Origin of the sequence: Pseudomonas helleri (assembly GCF_009600315.1) — a bacterium.
Taxonomy (GTDB): Bacteria; Pseudomonadota; Gammaproteobacteria; order Pseudomonadales; family Pseudomonadaceae; genus Aquipseudomonas; species Aquipseudomonas helleri_A.
Map to the genome: position 1 here is coordinate 37,253 of NZ_WIWC01000011.1, position 21,866 is coordinate 59,118.

General features: G+C 55.5%; 27 protein-coding genes. 17 read left to right on the forward strand and 10 right to left on the reverse strand.

The features are described from left to right. Positions 1 to 17: 17 nt before the first annotated feature. Positions 18 to 281, reverse strand: coding sequence for a DUF3077 domain-containing protein (locus tag GHN86_RS09260; protein WP_153378118.1), 264 nt, complete (start codon positions 279 to 281; stop codon positions 18 to 20). A 456-nt stretch (positions 282 to 737) separates the two neighbouring features. On the opposite strand from GHN86_RS09260, the gene GHN86_RS09265 reads away from it, so the two are divergent. The 11 genes from GHN86_RS09265 to GHN86_RS09310 all read left to right on the forward strand — a co-directional run bounded on the left by GHN86_RS09265 (position 738) and on the right by GHN86_RS09310 (position 5,354). Then, entirely contained in the window at positions 738 to 1,988 is a 1,251-nt protein-coding gene (locus GHN86_RS09265) for a colicin E3/pyocin S6 family cytotoxin (RefSeq protein ID WP_153378117.1), read from the forward strand. Between the two features lie 8 nt (positions 1,989 to 1,996). Continuing rightward, a complete protein-coding gene (locus GHN86_RS09270) occupies positions 1,997 to 2,245 on the forward strand; it encodes a colicin E3-like toxin immunity protein (RefSeq protein ID WP_153378116.1) in 249 nt (82 codons plus the stop codon). 132 nt (positions 2,246 to 2,377) lie between these two features. Continuing rightward, on the forward strand, positions 2,378 to 2,602 hold the full coding sequence (locus tag GHN86_RS09275; RefSeq protein ID WP_153378115.1) for a hypothetical protein: 225 nt from the start codon (positions 2,378 to 2,380) through the stop codon (positions 2,600 to 2,602). Between the two features lie 162 nt (positions 2,603 to 2,764). Next, positions 2,765 to 3,013, forward strand: coding sequence for a colicin E3-like toxin immunity protein (locus tag GHN86_RS09280; RefSeq protein WP_153378114.1), 249 nt, complete (start codon positions 2,765 to 2,767; stop codon positions 3,011 to 3,013). Positions 3,014 to 3,155: 142 nt separating this feature from the next. After that, positions 3,156 to 3,386: a hypothetical protein gene (locus GHN86_RS09285; protein ID WP_153378113.1), complete on the forward strand. Its 231-nt coding sequence runs from the start codon at positions 3,156 to 3,158 to the stop codon at positions 3,384 to 3,386. 227 nt (positions 3,387 to 3,613) lie between these two features. Then, a complete protein-coding gene (locus tag GHN86_RS09290) occupies positions 3,614 to 3,829 on the forward strand; it encodes a hypothetical protein (protein ID WP_228384887.1) in 216 nt (71 codons plus the stop codon). Between the two features lie 113 nt (positions 3,830 to 3,942). Then, complete coding sequence (locus tag GHN86_RS24060; RefSeq protein ID WP_416333491.1) at positions 3,943 to 4,170, forward strand: pyocin S6 family toxin immunity protein; 228 nt, start codon at positions 3,943 to 3,945, stop codon at positions 4,168 to 4,170. Positions 4,171 to 4,326: 156 nt separating this feature from the next. Beyond that, complete coding sequence (locus tag GHN86_RS09295) at positions 4,327 to 4,578, forward strand: colicin E3-like toxin immunity protein (RefSeq protein ID WP_323369231.1); 252 nt, start codon at positions 4,327 to 4,329, stop codon at positions 4,576 to 4,578. Between the two features lie 137 nt (positions 4,579 to 4,715). Continuing rightward, the gene (locus GHN86_RS09300; RefSeq protein ID WP_153378112.1) at positions 4,716 to 4,964 is read left to right on the forward strand and encodes a colicin E3-like toxin immunity protein; all 249 of its coding nucleotides are present in this window, start codon (positions 4,716 to 4,718) and stop codon (positions 4,962 to 4,964) included. 47 nt (positions 4,965 to 5,011) lie between these two features. After that, positions 5,012 to 5,101 (forward strand): colicin E3/pyocin S6 family cytotoxin, encoded by a 90-nt coding sequence (locus tag GHN86_RS09305; protein WP_323369230.1) that lies wholly within the window; start codon positions 5,012 to 5,014, stop codon positions 5,099 to 5,101. A 13-nt stretch (positions 5,102 to 5,114) separates the two neighbouring features. Continuing rightward, on the forward strand, positions 5,115 to 5,354 hold the full coding sequence (locus GHN86_RS09310) for a pyocin S6 family toxin immunity protein (protein ID WP_153378111.1): 240 nt from the start codon (positions 5,115 to 5,117) through the stop codon (positions 5,352 to 5,354). Between the two features lie 64 nt (positions 5,355 to 5,418). On the opposite strand, the gene gshA is transcribed toward GHN86_RS09310, so the two are convergent. The 3 genes from gshA to GHN86_RS09325 form a co-directional block, all read right to left on the reverse strand. Then, a complete protein-coding gene (gene gshA / locus GHN86_RS09315; protein ID WP_153378110.1) occupies positions 5,419 to 7,002 on the reverse strand; it encodes a glutamate--cysteine ligase in 1,584 nt (527 codons plus the stop codon). A gap of 198 nt (positions 7,003 to 7,200) precedes the next feature. Next, complete coding sequence (locus GHN86_RS09320) at positions 7,201 to 7,584, reverse strand: PaaI family thioesterase (protein ID WP_153378109.1); 384 nt, start codon at positions 7,582 to 7,584, stop codon at positions 7,201 to 7,203. Further along, positions 7,584 to 9,905, reverse strand: a complete 2,322-nt coding sequence (locus GHN86_RS09325; protein ID WP_153378108.1) for a Tex family protein — start codon at positions 9,903 to 9,905, stop codon at positions 7,584 to 7,586. The genes GHN86_RS09320 and GHN86_RS09325 overlap by 1 nt, the downstream gene beginning before the upstream one ends. Positions 9,906 to 10,266: 361 nt before the next feature. On the opposite strand from GHN86_RS09325, the gene ompR reads away from it, so the two are divergent. Together ompR and GHN86_RS09335 are read left to right on the forward strand one after the other, a co-directional pair. After that, positions 10,267 to 11,007, forward strand: a complete 741-nt coding sequence (ompR, locus tag GHN86_RS09330) for a two-component system response regulator OmpR (protein WP_153378107.1) — start codon at positions 10,267 to 10,269, stop codon at positions 11,005 to 11,007. A gap of 106 nt (positions 11,008 to 11,113) precedes the next feature. Next, the gene (locus GHN86_RS09335) at positions 11,114 to 12,427 is read left to right on the forward strand and encodes an ATP-binding protein (RefSeq protein WP_153378106.1); all 1,314 of its coding nucleotides are present in this window, start codon (positions 11,114 to 11,116) and stop codon (positions 12,425 to 12,427) included. A 137-nt stretch (positions 12,428 to 12,564) separates the two neighbouring features. On the opposite strand, the gene rimK is transcribed toward GHN86_RS09335, so the two are convergent. Beyond that, a complete protein-coding gene (rimK, locus tag GHN86_RS09340; protein ID WP_153378105.1) occupies positions 12,565 to 13,470 on the reverse strand; it encodes a 30S ribosomal protein S6--L-glutamate ligase in 906 nt (301 codons plus the stop codon). Beyond that, complete coding sequence (locus GHN86_RS09345; protein ID WP_194286199.1) at positions 13,467 to 13,916, reverse strand: ATP-dependent zinc protease; 450 nt, start codon at positions 13,914 to 13,916, stop codon at positions 13,467 to 13,469. The genes rimK and GHN86_RS09345 overlap by 4 nt, the downstream gene beginning before the upstream one ends. Positions 13,917 to 14,187: 271 nt before the next feature. On the opposite strand from GHN86_RS09345, the gene GHN86_RS09350 reads away from it, so the two are divergent. The 3 genes from GHN86_RS09350 to GHN86_RS09360 all read left to right on the forward strand — a co-directional run bounded on the left by GHN86_RS09350 (position 14,188) and on the right by GHN86_RS09360 (position 17,363). Beyond that, on the forward strand, positions 14,188 to 14,595 hold the full coding sequence (locus tag GHN86_RS09350; RefSeq protein ID WP_323369229.1) for an RNA-binding S4 domain-containing protein: 408 nt from the start codon (positions 14,188 to 14,190) through the stop codon (positions 14,593 to 14,595). A gap of 144 nt (positions 14,596 to 14,739) precedes the next feature. Next, complete coding sequence (gene hslO / locus GHN86_RS09355) at positions 14,740 to 15,642, forward strand: Hsp33 family molecular chaperone HslO (RefSeq protein ID WP_153378103.1); 903 nt, start codon at positions 14,740 to 14,742, stop codon at positions 15,640 to 15,642. A 179-nt stretch (positions 15,643 to 15,821) separates the two neighbouring features. Continuing rightward, a complete protein-coding gene (locus GHN86_RS09360) occupies positions 15,822 to 17,363 on the forward strand; it encodes a phosphoenolpyruvate carboxykinase (protein WP_153378102.1) in 1,542 nt (513 codons plus the stop codon). 65 nt (positions 17,364 to 17,428) lie between these two features. Here GHN86_RS09360 and GHN86_RS09365 read toward each other — a convergent pair whose 3' ends face one another. Genes GHN86_RS09365 through GHN86_RS09375 form a run of 3 tightly spaced genes read right to left on the reverse strand, consistent with a single transcriptional unit; the run spans position 17,429 to position 18,311 of the window. Then, positions 17,429 to 17,779, reverse strand: coding sequence for a DUF1493 family protein (locus GHN86_RS09365; RefSeq protein ID WP_153386466.1), 351 nt, complete (start codon positions 17,777 to 17,779; stop codon positions 17,429 to 17,431). A 21-nt stretch (positions 17,780 to 17,800) separates the two neighbouring features. Next, positions 17,801 to 18,079, reverse strand: coding sequence for a BrnA antitoxin family protein (locus GHN86_RS09370; RefSeq protein WP_153378100.1), 279 nt, complete (start codon positions 18,077 to 18,079; stop codon positions 17,801 to 17,803). Further along, positions 18,039 to 18,311, reverse strand: coding sequence for a BrnT family toxin (locus tag GHN86_RS09375; RefSeq protein ID WP_153378099.1), 273 nt, complete (start codon positions 18,309 to 18,311; stop codon positions 18,039 to 18,041). Before GHN86_RS09375 ends, GHN86_RS09370 begins: the two co-directional genes overlap by 41 nt. A gap of 203 nt (positions 18,312 to 18,514) precedes the next feature. Here GHN86_RS09375 and GHN86_RS09380 point away from each other — a divergent pair, with 203 nt between their 5' ends. Then, the gene (locus tag GHN86_RS09380; RefSeq protein ID WP_153386468.1) at positions 18,515 to 20,458 is read left to right on the forward strand and encodes a RecQ family ATP-dependent DNA helicase; all 1,944 of its coding nucleotides are present in this window, start codon (positions 18,515 to 18,517) and stop codon (positions 20,456 to 20,458) included. Here the strand turns inward: GHN86_RS09380 and GHN86_RS09385 are convergent. Next, positions 20,447 to 21,811: a formimidoylglutamate deiminase gene (locus GHN86_RS09385; protein ID WP_153386470.1), complete on the reverse strand. Its 1,365-nt coding sequence runs from the start codon at positions 21,809 to 21,811 to the stop codon at positions 20,447 to 20,449. The genes GHN86_RS09380 and GHN86_RS09385 overlap by 12 nt on opposite strands. Positions 21,812 to 21,866 lie beyond the last annotated feature (55 nt).

Genomic DNA, 21,866 nt, shown 5'->3' on the forward strand with positions numbered 1-21,866 from the left:
GTCTTGCGCGCTAGCCATCAAAACTCCCGTAAACACACATCATCAATGACGGCCTTGCCCATCTCACACAAATAGTACGAAGCCCAGGCATGACGCTGACTGTCTTTGCCCACAGCGGCATCAAGTGCGAGTTTCTTGGCGCAATACAACAACGCAGACACCTGCTCCAGCGCCTGACGTAAAGGCACATTGGGGTTAACGCGAAAGAGGTCGATATTGTCTTCGCCGCAAGGGCCAAAGGTCACGGCGCCGAGGGTGGTGATGGGGGGCGGTTTCATCATCAAGCGTGCTCCTAATAGGATTAAGAGCTGCCACAGTTGTGTTTAGGCAAAGGTGACAGCTGTACGCAGGCTGGAAACCGGGACAAAAGCGCAAACCCGGCAGATCCGAAGATCTCCCGCGCACAGCCGTCATAACGCGAAGGCTAATGCATATAAAACGCCAACTATCTGAGTGATAGATGGCGCCAAGGCGCGCAATTGTTATTCAGGTTTCCAGGCCCGGCCACTGTTTTTTTCAGCGACGGTGCACAGTACGCCCGCTCCTTAAATTCAGAAGTCGTCCATTGCCGCTATTCGCGTAGGAGGCAGCGCTTTTGAGTGCACGTATCTCCATTCGCGCCTAATACAAATCACTCAACAAAAAATCCACGGCCCTACAAAGACTCCAGACTCAGCTGATTTCGGCAAATTTTTTATGCCGATAACGTGCGGCGCTCTCCCCCAGGAAAGCGTCACATGGCCAGTCAGAAAGGACTCATTCGAACACGTCGGCATTCAGGGGGCGACGCGGGACAAGGTTATTCGTACTACGACGACATGACCCCCGCTGAACTCAAAGAACGCGAAGTCCTGATAACCCAGTACGAGGCCATGCAGGCGCGACAAGAAGCTTACATGGAGCGCCGCCAAGCGGATTTCGCGGAGCAGAAACGCCCTGATGCCGAGCGCCGGGGATGTGTATTCGCCAAGTCCTGCAAACTGCCCGACGCCGTAATTAACTACAACGACCCTGCAGGCTTTGTGCCCGTCGACAGCCTGAGTGATTACGGCACCTTCGCAATTTTGGGAGCCCGGCAGGCAGACAATTCCGGGTTAGTGCCACTGGAGCTAATCAGTGGCGCAGTTCCCGCGGGTGTGGGCGGTTTGGCTTTGGGCGGCGCGGCCACTGGAGCAACCGCCAGCGGAGTCGGCGCGGCCACTGGCGGAACAATGATTGCCAGCGGTTTATTAGGTTTTATTGCCTTGTTCTGGCCGTCTTCACTGGGCGACAGCGCGTTATACACCGAAGACCAACTGCGCTCACTCAAACAAGCCCGTACCCGAATGCGCTTGTACGTTGAGCCGCAGGCAGATGGTTCGCTCAAAGGGTATGGCTTCTACACTGGCTCAAAACCCGAATGGGAAATGATCGACGTCATCCAGTTCAGCCAGCGCGGCGCGCAACAGGTCGCCGACTTTGGTGACGGTGTCGAATTAATCTGGACGCCCGCGATTGATCCCACAAACACCCTCGGCATTCCACCGTTAAAAGGCGCGCCACACACCCCGCAGATCTGGATCTTCCCACCGACCAAAAACGCCGACACCATCATCGTCAACCCGATCTACCCGCCGGACTACAAAGACTTCATTCTTGTGTTCCCGGCTGACTCGGGGGTGTTGCCGCTTTATATTGTTTTGAATGTGCCGCGCAAGGGGGTAACCGAGCCCGATCATTCGTATCATTTGCCACCTAAGACCGCAGCTATTAGCGGTTTTCCAGGCCTCACCAAAGTAAAGGGCGAGACGCCTAAAGTGGGTGGTGGTGGCACTCGTGCTCGCTGGATAGATTCTAAGGGGAGGAGAGTCTATGAGTGGGATTCTCAGCATGGAGAGCTCGAAGTGTATCTAACAAGTGACGGCAGTCATTTAGGGGCGTTCGATCCTATAACGGGGCAGCAGGTGGGGCCCCCCAAAAAAAATAGAAATATCAAAAAATATTTGTGAGGTGAGTGATGGGATTAACAGTCGAGCTTTCGTGGTATGACAAAAAAACGAAATTTATTATTGAAGAAGAAACGTCTGAAGATTTTGGCAACGATTGCACTATCGTTGAGGCGCTAAGCCTTTCAATAAAAGATGATGTCAATAACGGTTGCTTTGATGTGGGGCTGGAATGGCTCACAACGTTACAGCCCTTGTTTGAGCACCGCATAGACTTAAAAGAATTCGACTACCAAGTTTCATTTAACTATAAACGTTAGCGCTTGATGAAGTGCCGGGTAGACCGGCATGTTGTTTACTTAAAACTCGCTCCTACACATGGTGCATTCAAGCGTCGCGGTGCGTCACTGAAACGCAGACTAGCCAGTCGCCCGGACAAGGACCATTGAGCCATGAAGCATGTACTGATGGGTGTTGCTAAAAATGAAGACGTTGCGTCCTTCCAACAAGAGATAGAAATATCGCTGTCGGACCTCACATTGGTTATGGGTTGGGAGGAAGACGAGGATTGTCTTTATGACTATCTACTGACAGCCCAACAAATTTCAGCTCTTGAAAAATATTGTTCTTTCGAGCTTCCGAAAGATCTTGATTTTTATCTGACGTGTAATAGTTGAAAAACTATTGTCACATGCAATAAGCGGTTGGCAGGCGCTGCTAAAACCAGCGCCTGATACGACGCCAAAAACAGGTCGAAATCGCAAATCTTCTATTTTTTCGGTTTCGGCTTTTTCGTGCAGGTGGTGATAATTTTTAAAAAAATATCTGTGAGGTGAGTGATGGGATTAACAGTCGAGCTTTCGTGGTATGACAAAAAAACAGAATTTATTGTTGAAGACGAAACGTCTGAAGATTTCGGTAAAGATTGCACTATCGTTGAGACGCTAGGACTATCAATTAAAAAAAATGTCAATAACGGTTGCTTTGATGTGGGGCGTGAATGGCTCACAACGTTGCAGCCCTTGTTTGTGCATCGCATAGACTTAAATGAATTCGACTACCAAGTTTCATTTAACTATAAACGTTAGCGCTTGATGAAGTGCCGTTTAGACCGGCATGCTGTTTACTTCAAGGCCGCGCACGCTCGCTCCTGCAAATGCGTAGGCCCATGCGCTGCGTCCTTCCAGCAAACGTTGGAACTGTCGCAGACAGCGGCAGGAGTATTGAGCCATGAATCACACAATTTGTGCCTTTGATAAAATGACAGAGCTTATGATTTTTGAAATTGAAATTCCTCAGCAAAACCATCCAAAGCTCAAGGAAATCATGGGGTGGACAGAGCCTGAGGATGAAATATTCGGATATGACCTGAGTTCTAGGCAAATTCAACTACTTGAAGAACTTCTCGGTCAGAGAATTTATGATCAGCGCTATGTTTTTCAGCTCAGCAGCTATGCCTAGTTATTGAGGGGATAGACGACACTCCGAAAAATGGCCGTAATATTAAAAAATACCTGTGAGGTTGAAAATGGGTCTTAGAGTAGAGCTTGATTGGTTTGATAAGTAAATAGAGTGCTGTGTGGGACAGGAATACTCTATTGGCGTTGGGGGAGACAGAGCGGTTATTGGACTGGCGAACAAACAAACCCTGCTGATAAGCCCCGGAGTGCTGAGCCATGATATTTATAATGGGTTTTCAGAAAGGTAAAGACGAACTGGTTTACAAGCAAAAAATAGATCTATGCGTTTCAGACTTAATTCTTATTATGCATTGGGCTGAAAGTACTGATTGTATTGGCGTGGATTTTCCAGTCTCTCCCGATCAAGCTGCGCAGATTGCGTCGCTTGTCTCAATAGAACTTCCGGATAATTTAGATTTGTACCTTGCGAATTATGCAAGTTAAGCAATTAAGCGTCGGAACTGTAGAGTACCAGCATTAGAGTTGAAGCATGAAATACGTATCAAGAGTCGACATGTCTTCCCTGAAGCAATAGGACTGAAACAATGTATTTTCAAATGACGGGTTTTTTACCGGAGCCGGACCCGGATGATTCTTTGAAATTCAAGCAGGCCTTGGGGGGAGATCTGGAGGCTGACGCACTTGAGATTATGGGTTGGAAATCGTTAGAGGACGCAGGCGGTTGGGAGACTGAGGTATCACCCGACCAAGCAATACTGTTCGCGAAGCTTTTAGGCCAGCCCCAGTTAGTAAAGTTGACGCTATTTATTGGGTGTGTCGCTTGACCTGATGGATATGAAAGTTTTGACCTCGCAGGCGCTGGTAAAGCCAGTGCCTGATACGACGCAAAAAACAGGTCGAAATCGCCAACTTCTATCTTCTCCGTTTCAGCGTGTTCGTGCATGTGGTCGTAATATCAAAAAATATCTGTGAGGTTGCACGTGGGTTTTAGAGTAGAGCTTGATTGGTTTGATAAGGAAACAGAGCGCGGTGTGGGACAGGAATACTCTATTGACTTTGGGGGAGACAGTGCGGTTATGGATAAGCTACAGATTCCTGTTGCACACAATGTAAACAATGGGGGTTTTGATATGAAAAGTGAGTGGCTTGTTGTTTTGCAGCCATTGTTCCAACATTCGATTGATATGGATATTTATGACTATCAGATTTCTTTCGTATATCGAGATCAATGATTTTTAGTGTGGAGGTGCAGCACAGGTTTTGTAGTCGCTGCCGAGGCACGTAGGCTGCGATCTGCTGCGCAAAAGTCCAGGCCGGCGGGGTGCCATTTAAACTAGTGTTGTGCTTTACGATTGTTGTGAGGTATGCGATGGGCTTGAAATTAAGACTGGCTTGGTATGACAGAAGCACAGGACAGGGAGAGGGAGTAGAGTTTTCCCAAGACTTCGGGGACGACGTGAGTGTCATGGATGAACTTGGGCTTTCAATAGATCATGACATTAATAACGGAGAATTCGATGTTGCGAATGAGTGGCTAACTATTTTGCAACCCTTGTTTATGCATTCAATAGATTTGTGTTTATTTAATTATCAGATTTCATTTAACTATAAAAATTAACGCTTGATGTAATGCTGGGTAGATTTCCATGATTTCACTTCAAGTCTGTGCATGGAAAATTAGAGAAATACAACAAGCGTGGGAAGGTTTTTGGTGAGTTGGATCCGAATACAGGCAAACAAACCACGCCTAAATAAACGAGAGGTAAAAATGGAGCTACGACTAACAGGTTTTCTCCCGGAGCCGACTGATGATGATTTGGTGAAGTACAAATTCTTATTCAAAGAAGGTCTTGAGCGTTCTGCACTCGGAATAATGGGATGGAATACTCTGGAAGAAGCTTTAGGCGGCGAAGAGGAACTTACACGTGATCAAGCAAAACTGTTCGCGAAGCTTTTAGGACAGCCCCAATTAGTAGAGTTGACGCTATTTATTGGGTGTGTCGCTTGACCTGATAGGTATGAAAGTTTTGACTGCACAGGCGCTGATAAAAAACCAGCGCCTGCAACACACCTCAGTTACTGATTGCCAAAATACTCGCCTGATACGAAGCCACAAATTGGTCGAAATCACCCTGTTCGATTTGCTCGGTTTCGATTTGTTCTTGCAGTGACGTGCGCGCTTTTTCTTCGAATGCCGTTTGCTCTTCAGCATTCAACGGCTCACTGCGAAAGTACTCGGCATGGGCCAGGCTCTGGCGCATCGAGAACTGGGCGAAGCTTTCTTTATGCTCGGCCATGCTGGCCAATACCTTGGCGGACGGTGTCAGTGACACGTCCTTGACCTTGGCCAACTGCTCGTCCAACGCTTTGCTATGTGCATCGCCGCCGTGGCTCTGGTCAAGCAAGGCCGCCAGCGGAGCAATCTGCTCCAGCAGTTCTGCCGCCCATTCCTTCATGTCGACCGCTTGCCCATCGCGTTGCAGTTGCAGGCCCGGACGGCGGCCTTCTTTGACCACACTCGCAAAGTTGGAGGTGCAACTGCTGCACTCTGCGTTATCAAATTGCGGGCTGTCGTTGAAGGCGCAGTACAGCAGGAACGCATCCAGAAAACGCGCCTCGGGCAAGTCGATACCCACCGGCAGAAACGGGTTGATGTCCAGCAAGCGCACTTCAACGTACTGCACACCACGGGCCACCAGCGCCTGAATCGGGCGCTCGCCGGTGTAGGTCACGCGCTTGGGGCGGATGTTGGAGTAGTACTCGTTTTCGATTTGCAGGATGTTGGTGTTCAGTTGCACCCACTCGCCATCTTTGTGCGTGCCGATTTCGACATACGGCGGGTAGGGCGTGGCCACCGCTTTGCGCAGGCTGTCGGTGTAGCTGTCGAGGTTGTTGTAGCACGGTGTCAGTCCGGCCTGGGCGTTGCTCTGGTAACCCAGGTCGCTCATGCGCAGGCTGGTGGCGTACGGCAGGTACAGCGTGTCGGCGTCCAGTTGCTCCAACTGGTGCGCACGGCCGCGCAAGAAGCCGGCGTCCAGCGCAGGCGAGGCGCCAAACAGGTACATCAACAGCCAGCTGTGACGGCGGAAGTTACGAATCAAGGCAATGTAGGCATCCGACTGATAGTCGCGGTCGGTGCCGACAAACCCTTCTGCCTCTTTGAGCACCGGCCACAGCGCTTCAGGCAGGCTGAAGTTGTAGTGAATGCCGGCAATGCATTGCATGGTTTTGCCGTAACGCAGGGCAAGGCCCTTGCGATATACGTACTTGAGCTGGCCGATATTGGACGTGCCGTAGTAGGCAATCGGGATGTCTTCTTCGGCCGGTAATGGGCACGGCATCGAAGGGCTCCACAGGAACTCGTTGCCGAGCTTGCTGTAGGCAAAACGGTGAATCTTGTCGAGGCTGGCCAGCGTCTCTGCCGGGTCAGGCAGGGCCGGGGTGATGAACTCCAGCAGCGACTCGGAATAGTCGGTGGTGATTTGGTCGTTGGTCAGGGCCGAGCCCAGTGCTTCAGGGTGTGGCGTTTGCGCCAGGCGGGCATCGCCCGTGACACGCAGGCATTCGCGCTCGATACCGTGCAGGCATTGCTCAAGCAAAGTCAGGTTGGCGCGCTCACCGAGCAGAGCCAGGCGGCGGTTGAGAAGTTGGCTCAAGTTGGATTCCTTCACGCGTCAGTCGCCCCAATATGGGGGTGGTCAGGACGGTCTACAAGGGTGAAGTTGAAACTGGCGTGGTCGCCTGGTTTTTTGTCGGCAACGCACAGCCCCGTCCCTGTTTCGGCTCGCGGCGCTTCAAGCGCATTTCGACACCGCTTATGCAGTGCCGAAATTAACTCAAATGGCAGGTGGCCGCTACAGCACAGCGAACGTGCCTTGCGCTTTTGCGACGAGTTTGTCGCCTTGCAGTACATCGGCTTCAACCACCAACGTGCGCCGGCCGGGGTGAATAACGGTGGCAATGCACACCACTTCACCTTCAGATACGGCACGTATGTAGTTGATCTTGCACTCGATGGTCACGCTTTGTTGGTCAAAGCCATGAACGCTGGAACACGCCAGCCCCATGCTGATATCGACCAGGCTGAACAACACACCGCCATGCAGTTTGCCGCCCCGGTTGCGCAGCTGTGGTTCAAGGCTCAGCGCAACGTGCGCGACGCCGTCTTGCACAGACTGCACGCGGCAACCGATCAACTCGCTGAACGCGCTTTGGGTCAGGCCGTCCGGGAGCGCCATTAGCGTTTCTTCAGCTGTTTGGCGTTGGCAAACAACGAGGCCATCGCGTTATTGGCCGGGGCTGCAGCCACGGTTTCCTTACGCGGTGCGCTGTTTTGCTGACGCGGTGCCGAGCCCGGGCGAGCACCCCGCGCGCCATCGATTTTCTCGCCGGGCGTGTCGCTCATGCGCATCGACAGGCCGACGCGCTTACGCGGGATGTCGACTTCCATCACCTTGACCTTGACCACGTCACCGGCTTTCACTGCTTCACGCGGGTCTTTGATGAATTTCTCGGACAAGGCCGAGATATGCACCAAACCATCCTGATGCACGCCAATATCGACGAAGGCACCGAAGTTGGTCACGTTGGTCACGACACCTTCCAGAATCATGCCCAGTTGCAAGTCCTTGAGGTCTTCAACGCCTTCCTGGAACTCGGCGGTCTTGAACTCGGGACGCGGGTCGCGACCTGGCTTTTCAAGTTCTTGCAGAATGTCGGTCACGGTCGGCAGGCCAAAGGTTTCGTCGGTGAAGGTTTTTGGGTCCAGACGCTTGAGGAAGCTCGCGTCGCCAATCAGTGAGCGAATGTCGCGATCAGTGTTCGAGGCAATGCGTTTAACCAGCGGGTAGGCTTCAGGGTGAACCGCGGAAGCGTCCAGAGGGTTGTCGCCATTCATCACGCGCAAGAAGCCGGCAGCCTGCTCGAAGGTTTTTTCGCCCAGACGGCTGACTTTTTTCAGCGCCGCACGGGTTTTGAAAGCACCATTTTCGTCGCGATGGCTGACGATGTTTTGCGCCAGCGTGGCATTGAGGCCCGAGATTCGAGCCAGCAGCGCCACCGAGGCGGTGTTCACGTCCACGCCCACGGCGTTTACGCAGTCTTCGACCACTGCGTCCAGACCCCGTGCCAGTTTGAGCTGGGACACGTCGTGTTGGTATTGGCCGACACCGATGGATTTAGGGTCGATTTTCACCAGCTCCGCGAGCGGGTCTTGCAGGCGACGGGCAATGGATACGGCGCCGCGAATCGAAACGTCCAGATCCGGGAATTCCTTGGCCGCCAGTTCCGAGGCCGAGTACACCGAGGCGCCTGCTTCGGACACCATGACTTTGGTGACTTTCAGGGCCGGGTATTTCTTCATCAGGTCGATCACAAGCTTGTCGCTTTCGCGGCTGGCGGTGCCGTTGCCGATGGCGATCAGGTCAACCGAGTGCTTGGCGCACAGGGCCGCCATGATCGAAATGGTCTGGTCCCATTTGTTGTGCGGCACGTGGGGGTACACGGTGGCGTGTTCGAGCATTTTGCCGGTGGCGTCGACCACGGCGATTTTGCAGCCGGTACGCAGGCCCGGATCGAGGCCAAGCGTGGCGCGCGGGCCAGCAGGCGCGGCCAGCAGCAAGTCGTGCAGGTTGTGCGCGAAGACGTTGATGGCTTCGGTTTCAGCCGCGTCGCGCAGCTCACCCAACAGGTCGGTTTCGAGGTGGGTGTAGAGCTTGACCTTCCAGGTCCAGCGCACCACTTCGCCCAGCCATTTGTCCGCCGGGCGGTTTTGATTTTCCAGGCCGAAGCGCTGGGCAATCATCATTTCGCCAGGGTGCATGGTGCCGGGCAGTTCTTCACCAACTTTGAGCGAAGAGCTGAGAATGCCTTCGTTGCGACCACGGAAAATCGCCAGTGCGCGGTGTGAAGGCATGCTTTTGAGCGGTTCGTCGTGTTCGAAGTAGTCGCGGAACTTGGCGCCTTCCTCTTCTTTACCGGCGATCACGCGGGCGCTGAGCACGGCTTCTTGTTTCAGGAAGCTGCGCAGTTTATCCAGCAGGCTGGCGTCCTCGGCGAAGCGCTCCATCAGGATGTACTTGGCGCCATCCAGAGCAGCCTTGACGTCTGCCACGCCTTTTTCGGCATCGACAAAACGGGCGGCTTCGGTTTCCGGGTTCAGGGTCGGGTCGTTGAATACACCGTCGGCCAACTCGCCCAGGCCCGCTTCCAGGGCAATCTGGCCCTTGGTGCGGCGCTTCTGTTTGTACGGCAAGTACAGGTCTTCGAGGCGGGTTTTGGTCTCGGCGAGTTTGATGTCGCGGGCAAGCTCGGGGGTCAGTTTGCCTTGCTCTTCGATGCTGGCAAGGATGCTGATGCGCCGTTCATCGAGTTCTCGCAGGTAGCGCAGGCGTTCTTCCAGATGACGTAACTGAGTGTCATCCAGGCTGCCGGTCACTTCCTTACGGTAGCGGGAGATGAAGGGTACGGTGGAGCCTTCATCCAGAAGAGCGACGGCCGCTTCGACCTGCTGCGGACGCACGCCAAGTTCTTCGGCGATGCGGCTGTTGATGCTGTCCATAAAACCACCTGACAAATTGTGAAGCAGGCTCGCAGGCCCGGGCTTGAAGGCTTGCGAGGCTGGTTGAGCGGCTTGAAGAGCGCCGCTACCTGGGCCAAAAGGGCAGCCTGTTGACCCGCGAAATCAGCACATTACGCCCGCACTTGAAAAAATAATGTCGGGCGCAATTTTTTTGAGAATCCAGGGTTGCCAGAGACAAAAGGCGGCGCATTATAACCAGCGTTCCCGGATTCGGGGGACTGCGCACTGTGGGCTTGTCTAGAGGTCTACTGTTAGTGAAGGAAAAATCTGCTAACAATGCACACCATGCGCAGGGCCGCAGCTACGCCATAATGCGCGCCGAGATCACAGGAGCTACTAAATGAGCAGCATTGCACAGCCGGCAGAAGGCGAAAAAATTCTCATCGTTGATGACGATCCGGGGCTCAACAGCCTGCTGGAGCGTTTCTTCACCAGCAAGGGCTACCGTGCTAGAGCTGTGCCAAACACTGAGCAAATGGACCGTTTGCTGGCTCGTGAGGTGTTCAACCTGATCGTTCTGGACCTGATGCTGCCCGGTGAAGACGGCCTTTCTGCCTGCCGCCGCTTGCGTGCCGCGAACAATCAGATCCCGATCATTATGCTGACGGCCAAGGGCGATGAGCTGAGCCGTATCAAAGGTCTGGAGCTGGGTGCTGATGATTATTTGGCCAAGCCTTTCAATCCTGATGAGCTAATGGCGCGGGTCAAAGCGGTATTGCGCCGTCAGGCGGCGCCGGTGCCGGGCGCACCGGGCAGCGAAGATGAAAGCGTGTCCTTTGGCGACTACGAGTTGTCACTGGCCACCCGTGAGCTTAAACGCGGCGATGAAGTGCATATGCTCACCACCGGTGAGTTTGCCGTGCTTAAAGCCCTGGTCATGCATGCCCGCGAGCCGTTGACCCGCGACAAGCTGATGAATCTGGCCCGTGGTCGTGAGTGGGATGCGCTGGAGCGTTCAATCGACGTTCAAATCTCCCGCCTGCGCCGCATGATTGAACCTGACCCGTCCAAACCGCGCTATATCCAGACTGTCTGGGGCGTAGGTTATGTGTTTGTGCCGGATGGCAACGCCACCAAGTAACTCACCATCTGTAGGAGCGAGCCTTGCAGGAGCATGGGCATTTGAAGGGCTCGCGATTTCAATCGATGCGGGCCTTTAAGCTCGCTCCTGCAACGTGTGAATGTGTATGAAAACCCCTCTGTGGTTCCCCCAAAGTTTTTTCTCCCGCACCCTCTGGCTGGTTCTGATCGTCGTGTTGTTCTCCAAGGCGCTGACCTTGGTGTATCTGTTGATGAACGAAGACATGCTGGTGGATCGCCAATACAGCCACGGCGTGGCACTGACCCTGCGCGCTTATTGGGCCGCCGATGAGGAAAATCGCGGCAAAATTGCCGATGCCGCCGGGCTGATTCGTGTGGTCGGTGGCGGTGTGCCTGAAGGCGAGCAGCATTGGCCCTACAGTGAAATCTATGAACGGCAGATGCAGTCAGAACTGGGGGCCGATACCGAAGTTCGGTTGCGCATGCATGCCCCGCCAGCGCTTTGGGTTCGCGCCCCGAGTCTGGGCGACGGCTGGCTGAAAGTGCCGTTGTACCCGCACCCGTTACGTGGGCAGAAAATCTGGAGTGTATTGGGGTGGTTTCTGGCCATTGGCTTGCTGTCGACCGCTTCCGCCTGGATTTTCGTCAGTCAACTCAATCAGCCGCTCAAACGTCTGGTCTATGCCGCCCGGCAACTTGGGCAGGGGCGCAGTGTGCGATTACCAATCAGTGATACTCCGAGTGAAATGACCGAGGTGTACAGCGCCTTCAACCAGATGGCCGAAGACGTCGAACAGGCAGGGCGTGAGCGGGAGCTGATGCTGGCGGGCGTGTCTCACGACTTGCGAACACCGCTTACACGCTTGCGTCTGTCATTGGAGCTGATGGGTAATCACAACGACCTGACTGACGACATGGTGCGCGACATTGAAGACATGGATGCCATCCTTGACCAGTTCCTGGCGTTCATCCGCGACGGGCGCGATGAGCCGGTGGAAGAAGTCGATCTGGGTGAGTTGATTCGCGAAGTGGTGGCACCCTATAACCAGAACGAAGAGCAAGTGCGACTGCGTTTGCAGCCGATCCAGCCGTTCGCGTTGCGCCGGGTATCGATGAAGCGCCTGCTCAACAACTTGATCGGTAATGCGCTGCACCATGCGGGCGGTGACGTCGAAGTTGCTGCCTATGTCTCGGGCGACAACAGTGCGCCGTATGTGGTGTTAAGTGTGTTGGACCGCGGGCCGGGTATTGACTCGTCCGAGCTTGAAGACATCTTCAACCCGTTTATTCGCGGTGATCGTGCGCGGGGCGGCAAAGGTACGGGCTTGGGCCTGGCGATCGTCAAACGAATCGCCTCCATGCACGGCGGCAATGTTGAACTGCGCAACCGTGCCGGCGGTGGCCTTGAAGCAAGAGTGCGACTGCCCTTGGGCCTGATGTTGCCAAGAGGGGCGGTGTAACGTTGGGAAACTCCGTAGCAGCTGCCGTAGGCTGCGTCCGATTGCGCAGCGATCGTAAAACCTGAGTGTGCGGTCTTCTGGTTTTACGACGACTTCGCCGCCGGACGCAGCCTTCGGCAGCTGCTACGGATTCGGGATTAGCCTTTGCCTTTGGTGCGGGTCATGTGTGGGCTGCTGTTTTTTTCCAGATGCTCAATGATGATCCCGGCCACGTTCTTGCCCGTGGTGGTTTCAATACCTTCCAGCCCCGGCGATGAGTTGACCTCCAGCACCAACGGGCCGTGGTTGGAACGCAAGATGTCCACACCTGCCACGCTCAACCCCATGACCTTGGCGGCGCGAATGGCCGTCATGCGCTCTTCCGGGGTGATCTTGATCAGGCTGGCGCTGCCGCCACGGTGCAGGTTGGAACGAAACTCTCCCGGTTTGGCCTGACGCTTCATGGCCGCAATCACCTTGTCACCCACCACGAAACAGCGAATATCGGCGCCGCCGGCTTCCTTGATGTATTCCTGCACCATGATGTTTTGCTTGAGGCCCATGAAGGCTTCAATCACCGACTCGGCCGCTGTCGCGGTTTCGCACAGCACAACGCCGATGCCTTGTGTGCCTTCCAGCACCTTGATGACCAGCGGTGCGCCATTGACCATTTCGATCAGGTCGGGAATGTCGTCTGGCGAGTGGGCGAAACCGGTGACCGGCAAGCCCAGCCCGCGTCGCGACAACAGTTGCAGCGAGCGCAGCTTGTCCCGCGACCGGGCAATGGCCACGGACTCGTTGAGCGGGAAAACGCCCATCATTTCGAATTGGCGCAGTACCGCGCAGCCATAGAAGGTCACGGATGCGCCAATACGCGGGATAACGGCGTCGAAGCCTTCCAGCGGCTTGCCGCGGTAATGGATCTGCGGCTTATGACTGGCAATGTTCATATAGGCCCGCAGGGTATCGATCACTACCATTTCATGGCCTCGTTCAGTCCCGGCTTCAACCAGACGACGAGTGGAATACAGACGCGGGTTACGCGACAGCACAGCGATCTTCATGCAACACCTGTGGCAGAGGTAGTAGTGACCGGAAATACCGGCTTGTCTTGTACATATTTAAGCCCTGCATTGACGACCAGTTGGCCATCGATCAGCGCTTTGGAGCCTAGCAGCAGGCGGTAACGCATGGACTTGCGGCACGCGAGGGTGAACTCGACGGGCCATACCCGATCGCCCAGCGCCAGGCCGGTGCGGATCACATAACGAACCTGCGTGTGACCGTTGGAACTCTTGATGGTTTTTATCGCCACCAAAGGCGCTTCGCAATGGCGGTGACGCAATTGCACCAGCGTGCCCAAATGGGCGTTGAAGCGAACCCATTCGACACCGTCGCGCACAAACGGCTCGATTTCAGTGGCGTGCAGGCTGGAGGTACTGGCGCCGGTGTCGATTTTCGCCCGCAGGCCAACGACTCCCAAATCGGGAAGCGCCACCCACTCGCGCAGACCGACAACGGTCAGATGATCAAAAGTCTTCAATAGTAGTAACCGGCGATTAACGTATACGGGCTGCGGGAGAACCCCGAGCCAACGCTTAAAGAGCGTAGGGGCGGTATTCACGCAGAATATGGGCCAAATGGCGACCGTTATCTACGCGCTACAGTGTGCTGCCTGAACATGTCAGTTTGAGCAGGCGACATTCTATAGAAGAGTCATGTTTATCGACGCTATAAAAACGGTAGTACAGTTCTGATTATTTGAGTGACGAGGAGTTCCTGTGGCGCAAAAACCGGAAGAGGACGACAAGGTTCGTCTGGATAAGTGGTTGTGGGCGGCCCGCTTCTACAAAACCCGTGCACTGGCTAAAGCCGCGATTGAAAGTGGCAAGGTTCACTGTCGTGGCGAACGCTGCAAGCCGAGCAAGGAGCCGCGCATCGGCGACGAATTGCAGATTCGTGTGGGTCTTGAAGAGCGTACGGTGCTAGTCAAAGCCTTGTCTGTTGTGCGCCGCGGCGCGCCCGAGGCTCAGGCTTTGTACGCCGAAACCGAACAAAGCATCGCCAAGCGCGAAAACGCGGCGGCCCTGCGCAAATCGGGCGCTATGGGCATCATCAGCGAGGGTAAACCGACCAAGAAACAGCGCCGTCAGTTACATCAGTTTCATGAGTCCGGCGCAGAAGATTAGGTCGGGATTTGGCGCCGGCAGCACATCGCCACCTGAACCGTACGTCGAGTGCTCGTCGTCCATGCTTGTAACTGCGTATGTGTGGCGCCATATAAATCCATTAGACTCGAACCTGTTAAGTCACCCTTTTAGAACCTTATTCCTATGTCCAATCTACCGAAAACCGATTTCACCCAGCGCTTCATCTTCGACAACAGCGACACCCGCGGTGAACTGGCTTCGCTGGATCACAGCTACGCTGAAGTGCTGGCCAAGCACGCGTATCCAGAGCCGGTGCAGCAACTGCTGGGCGAGCTGATGGCCGCCGCTGCGTTGTTGGTGGGCAGCCTGAAATTTGACGGTTTGATGAGCCTGCAAGCGCGGTCTGAAGGCCCGGTTCCGCTGCTGATGATTGAATGCACCAGCGACCGTGAAATTCGCGGGCTTGCCCGCTTCAATGCGGATCAGATCAAGCCTGACGCGACGTTGAGCGACCTGATGCCTAATGGCGTGTTGGCCATCACCATTGATCCGGCGGTGGGCAAGCGTTACCAAGGCATTGTCGATCTGGACGGTAAAACCCTGTCCGATTGCTTCACCAATTATTTCGTCATGTCTCATCAGGTGCCGACCCGCTTTTGGCTCGCCGCCGATGGCAAGCGTGCTCGCGGCATGTTGTTGCAGCAATTGCCGGCCGAAGTGATCAAGGACGAAGACGAGCGCGCTGAGAGCTGGCAGCGCCTGAACATGTTGGGCGATACCCTCAAGGTCGAGGAGTTGCTGGGCCTGGACAACGAAACCATTTTGGTTCGCCTGTTCCACGAAGAAGAGCTGCGCGTCTTCCCCGACGAACTCATCGAGTTCAAGTGCAGTTGCTCTCGCGAGCGCTCGGGCAATGCCCTGACCAGTCTGGGTCATGCCGATGCGCTCACTCTGGTAGCCGAACACGATGGCCACATCGAAATCGACTGCCAGTTCTGCAACGAGCGGTATTTGTTTGATGCCGCCGACGTTGACCAACTGTTCGCTGGCGCCGGTGTTGAGTCGCCCTCCGACACTCATCACTAAAACGTTTCAGCCAAGGTAAAACTCCTGTCAAACCCCGCTCTCGCGCGGTTCTGACAGGTGGGCCCTACTTTTTTTGGGCTTTTCTGGCATAATCCGCCCCACTTTTTTCGCGGTAGTAGTGCAAACTTTTCTACTACAAAACGTTTGGCGCAATCGGCCAATGGCCGACGGGGAACCTCATGACGCAAGCTAATAACGCCGTGTACACCGATCTGAGCATCGACGATCTGGTCAAAGAAGCCCTGAGCCGTGGTGAAGGCGAGCTTGCCGACAATGGCGCACTGGTTGTTAAAACGGGCCACCGTACCGGTCGTTCACCTGCTGACCGCTTCATCGTAGAAGAGCCGACCACTCAGGCCGCAATCGCCTGGGGCCCGATCAACCGCAAGTTCCCGGCCGACAAGTTCGATGCCCTGTGGGACCGCGTAGAGGCGTTCAACAACGCGCAAGAGCATTTCGTTTCCCACGTGCATGTAGGTGCGTCCGAAGACCACTACCTGGCCGTGAAAATGACCACCCAGACTGCCTGGCAGAATCTGTTCGGTCGTTGCCTGTTCATCAACCCGGCCCAGTACAACCCGGCCGGTCGCGAAGAGTGGCAAGTGCTCAATGTGGCCAATTTTGAGTGCGTACCTGAGCGTGATGGCACTAACTCTGACGGTTGCGTGATCATCAACTTCGCCCAGAAAAAAGTGCTGATCGCCGGTATGCGTTACGCCGGTGAAATGAAAAAAGCCATGTTCTCGGTACAGAACTTCCTGTTGCCTGCGGCTGACGTACTGCCGATGCACTGCGCTGCCAATATCGGCGAAGAAGGCGACGTGACCCTGTTCTTCGGTCTGTCCGGCACTGGCAAAACCACCCTGTCCGCTGATGAAAGCCGTTACCTGATCGGTGATGACGAACACGGTTGGGGCGAAGGTGTGGTGTTCAACATCGAAGGCGGTTGCTATGCCAAGTGCATCGACTTGTCCGAGAAGAACGAGCCGGTTATCTGGAAAGCCATCAAGCACGGCGCCGTGCTGGAAAACGTCGTTATCGACGACGCCAAACATCCTGACTATGCCGATGTCAGCCTGACCCAGAACAGCCGTGCGGCTTACCCGCTGGAGCACGTTGCCAAGCGTTCCGAGAAGAACCTGGGCGGCGAGCCTAATGCGGTGATCTTCCTGACCTGCGACCTGACAGGCGTGCTGCCACCGGTTTCGATCCTCAGCGAAGAACAAGCCGCCTACCACTTCCTGTCGGGTTACACCGCGTTGGTGGGTTCGACTGAAATGGGGTCGGGCAGCGGCATCAAGTCGACGTTCTCCACCTGCTTCGGCGCACCGTTCTTCCCGCGTCCGGCGGGCGAGTACGCTGAGCTGCTGATCAAGCGTATCCGTGGTTTCGGCTCCAAGGTTTATCTGGTTAACACCGGTTGGACCGGCGGTGGCTACGGCGTGGGCAAGCGTTTCAACATTCCGACCACCCGTGCAGTGATTGCAGCGATCCAGAGCGGTGCGCTGATTGGCGCAGAAACCGAGCACCTGGACATCATCAATCTGGACGTGCCGAAGACCGTTCCGGGTGTTGACACTGTTTTGCTCAACCCACGCAACACGTGGGAAGACAAAGCGGCCTACGACGAAGCGGCCAAAGCCTTGGCTGGCCTGTTTGTCGAGAACTTCAAGAAGTTCGACGTCAGCGACGCGATCAAGGCAGCTGGCCCGAAGGCGTAAACCTTCGGTCAGTGTCTGAGTCATGAAAAAGCCGCCTGAAAGGGCGGCTTTTTTGTACCTGCGATTCAGGCTTCCAGCGTTTGGGTATCCCAATGCCCGGCATTGATGGCTTGGTACAACATGCCAATGGTGAGCGGCACTTTACCCTCGCGGCCTTTGGCTTTGCGCTTGAGGTGCGGGTCGTTTCCCGCAGGCTGGAAATAACGATACGCATCGTAATCCGTCAGCTCCAGGCCAAAGTGCTGTTCCAGCGTTTCCATCAAGTGCTGGGCATCGCTGCCGTTGCAGCCCAGATCCAGGTTGATGGAAGTTTGCAGGCTAACGGCCTTGTGCTCAGGCAGACCGATTTCTTCATGCAGCACCTGCATGAGTTCGCGCAGGGCAGGGGTGTCCGGCAGGGTGGGGGCTAGTTTCATGATCGAACGTCCACTAGGGTTTCAAGACAACTCGTCGGGCGAGTGAGTTTTCAGCCAGTCAGCCAATGCTGCATTCATGCGCGTTTGCCAGCCCGGCCCAGAGGCCTTGAATTGCTCCACCACGTCTGGCTCAAGCCGGATCGTGATGCGTTTCAGAACTTTGTCAGCTTTAGGTCGTCCGCGTTTGATCAATTGCGAACCTTGCAGCTCATCAGCCGCGGCGAAGAACTCGTCTGTCAGTTCTGGTGCATCATCGGGGTCAGCCCATTCGATGTGCGTAGAGTGCTTGTTCGCGCTCATTGGCTTTCCTCATGGAAATAATACGGCGAACCTCGCCGCGCGGTGTCCACACCAGCACAACCACGCGTCCCTGTAGCAGACCTATGCTGATGAACCGGACTTCGCCGTAATTGTGTCGCAGGTCCTCAGCGGTAAAGTGATGACCAGCAAACACGGCTTCGGCGTCAGCAAAATCGAGTGCTCGCTCGATCAGCGTCTTGTTGCGCTTTTGGGGGTCATAGGTTATTTGCATGGATTTATCGTATGCACAATAAATCATAAGGGCAAAATCCAGATGTTGCCAAACTTTGCGTTTACATCTGACCGAGGGTATCCAATACCTTGTGTCCCAGCCCTGTATCATCCCCTCTCAATTTGCCCCCGACCTATTCTCGATCGCCTGCACATCCGCGCATTAGCATGCAGCGCTTTGCAGCGGTCAATGGAGTGACAGTGATGTACAACACCCTGGAACAGGTTTTCGGTTTTACACAGTTTCGCGCCGGGCAAGAGGCGGTCGTCAGTGCCGTGCTGGCCGGGCGCTCAGCGGCGGCTATTTTCCCGACAGGTTCGGGCAAGTCATTGTGCTACCAGCTATCGGCCTTGATGTTGCCGCACCTGACGCTGGTGGTGTCACCGCTGTTGGCGCTGATGCAGGATCAGCTGGCGTTTTTGCAGCGCCACGGTATCGCTGCAGCCAGTATCGACTCGGCGCAGAGCCGCGAAGACGCAAGCGCGGTGATGGCCAAGGCCAAAGCCGGTGAGCTGAAAATTTTGATGATTTCGGTCGAGCGGTTGAAGAACGAGCGCTTCCGTAACTTTTTGCAGCAAGTGCCCATTTCCTTGTTGGTGGTGGACGAAGCGCACTGCATTTCCGAATGGGGCCACAATTTTCGCCCGGATTACCTCAAGCTGCCCGACTACCAGCGTCAGTTCAATATCCCGCAAGCCTTGCTGCTGACCGCCACCGCCACGCCGAATGTGATTGCGGATATGCAGGCCAAGTTCGCCATTGCCGAGTCGGATGTCATAACCACCGGGTTTTACCGCGCCAACCTCAATCTGTGGGTTGAACCGGTGACCGGCGCGGCCAAGCGCGAGCGTCTGGTGCAGTGGATGGGTGAGCGCATCGATCAGCCAAGTATTGTGTACGTCACCCTGCAAAAAACCGCCGAGCAGATCGCCGAACACCTCAGCCGACACGGTATCGGCGCGCACGCCTACCACGCCGGCATGCCCCACGATCAGCGCGAACATATTCAACGCCAGTTTATGGATGGCCAACTGAACTGCATCGTCGCCACGATCGCGTTCGGGATGGGCATCGATAAAAGTGATATTCGCAACGTGGTGCATTTCGATTTGCCCAAGTCGATTGAAAACTACAGTCAGGAAATCGGCCGCGCCGGGCGTGATGGTCAACCGTCGGACTGTCTGGTGCTGGCTAACCGTGACAGCCTTAACGTGCTGGAAAACTTTGTGTACGGCGACACGCCCGAACTGCAAGGGATTCGCTACGTGCTGGACGAGTTGCGTGCGGCAATTCCCGAAGGGCAGTGGGAGTTCATGCTGCTGCCGCTTTCGGACAAGAGCAATATCCGCCAGCTGCCGCTCAAAACCTTGTTGGTGCAACTGGAACTGCGCGGGCTGATTGCCCCACGTTATGCCTACTTCGCTGAATACCGTTTCAAATTTCTTATTGAGCCCGAGGCGTTACTGGCGCGTTTTGAGGGTGAGCGACAACAGTTTGTGTCGGCCATTATTCAGACCTCCACCCGTGCCCGTACCTGGGCCACGGTCAATTTCGACGCGCTGTATAACCAGCACCAGGCCGACCGTAATCGAGTGGTCAAAGCGCTGGATTATTTCCAGGAAAAAGGCTGGATCGAGCTGGAAAGCAAACAGATGACCGAGGTGTACAGCCTGTTGGTGTCGCAGGTTGATGCCGAGGCGCTGAGTCTGGAGCTTCATCAATATTTCAGCGCCCATGAGCGCGGCGAGATTGTGCGAATTCACGCCATGCTGGCGCTGTTTTCCAGTGACACGTGCCTCAGTTACCGGTTGGCGCAGTACTTTGGTGACCAGCAAGCACCGCAGCAGTGTGGGCACTGTTCAGTGTGTGCCGGGCAGGTGGCGCAATTGCCGGAGCCGCCACCGTTAACGCCGCTTGTGGATAAAAACTTCGACGCCCAGTGTGGCGCTTTTATCCACAGGCATCAGGAATACACGGCAAGTTATCCCCCGGCCGAACGCTTGACCCGTTTCCTGTGCGGGATCAGCGTACCGATGTTCACCAAAATGAAAGCGCGTGCCATTCCGGGCTTCGCGGCATTGGAAAACTACCCCTATGCCGAAGTGCGGGAATGGGCTGAGCAACATCTGCAGGTTTTATCCCAGTAATTCGCGCAGGACGCGGGTGAAGTTGCGGCAGCTCGCCTCTTCATCGGCGTGGCGGCCGTCGCGCACCACCTGCTGGCCATTGACCCATACGTCGCGCACCTGACGGTCGCCTCCGGCGAATAGCCATCGATTGAGAATGGCGTCGTCTTGCGCAGTGGCCAGATAGGGGTCATTGCCATCGAGCACCAGCCAATCGGCGCGCTGGCCTACCGCTAGCCCGGCAACGGGTTGGCCCAGCGCTTGTGCGCCGCCTGCCTGCGCGGCGTCAAACAACGTGCGGCCGACCATCGGCTGGTCACTGCGGTACAGCCGATTGCGCCGTTGATCACGCAGGCGCTGTCCGTATTCCAGCCAGCGCAATTCTTCGACCACGCTCACTGAAACGTGGCTGTCTGAACCAATCCCCATTCGCCCGCCTTGGGCGAGGTAATCCACCGCGGGGAAAATACCGTCGCCCAAATTGGCTTCGGTGGTCAGGCAAAGCCCGGCCACCGCTTGGCTCTGTGCCATAAGGCGCACTTCATCGGCGTTGGCGTGAGTTCCATGCACCAGACACCAGCGCTGATTGACCTCAACGTTGTCATACAGCCATTGAATCGGGCGTTTGCCACTCCAGCTCAGGCAGTCGTCGACTTCCTTTTGCTGCTCGGCAATATGGATATGCACCGGGCAACGTGTATCGCTGGCGCGCAACACCTCGTGAAGCTGTTCGGGGGTAACGGCGCGCAACGAGTGAAAGCACAGTCCGACATGTTGTGCAGGCTGTTGCGCCAGCAGCGGCTGTAACTGTTGCTGCAACCTCAGGTATTGATCGGTGCTGTTGATAAAACGCCGCTGGCTGTCATTCGGGGCCTGAGCGCCAAAACCTGAATGGCTATAGAGCACCGGCAGCAATGTCAGGCCGATGCCCGTCGAGCGGGCAGCCTCGCTGATGCGCAGCGCCAGTTCTGCCGGGTTGGCATAAGGCTGGCCAGAAACCTCATGGTGCACGTAATGGAACTCGGCCACTGAGGTGTAACCGGCCTTGAGCATTTCGATGTACAGCTGGCGGGCAATTACGCCGAGCTGTTCGGGGCTGATTTTACCGACAAGGCGGTACATCAAATCACGCCATGTCCAAAAGCTGTCATTGGGGTTGCCTGCCACTTCGGCCAGCCCGGCCATGGCGCGTTGAAACGCATGGGAATGCAGATTAGGCATGCCGGGCAGCAGTGGGCCCTTCACGTGATGAGCGCCTTGCCCGTGCGTATCGGCCTGTACCTGAGTCAGGCGGCCATCGGTGCCGACCACGATTCGGACATTGGTCGCCCAACCTGTGGGTAACAGCGCACGTTCGGCGAAGAAGACGGACATCGGCACCCCCCTGCTTGTAATTTGTATATACATATACGGACGTTTGCCTGCTCGG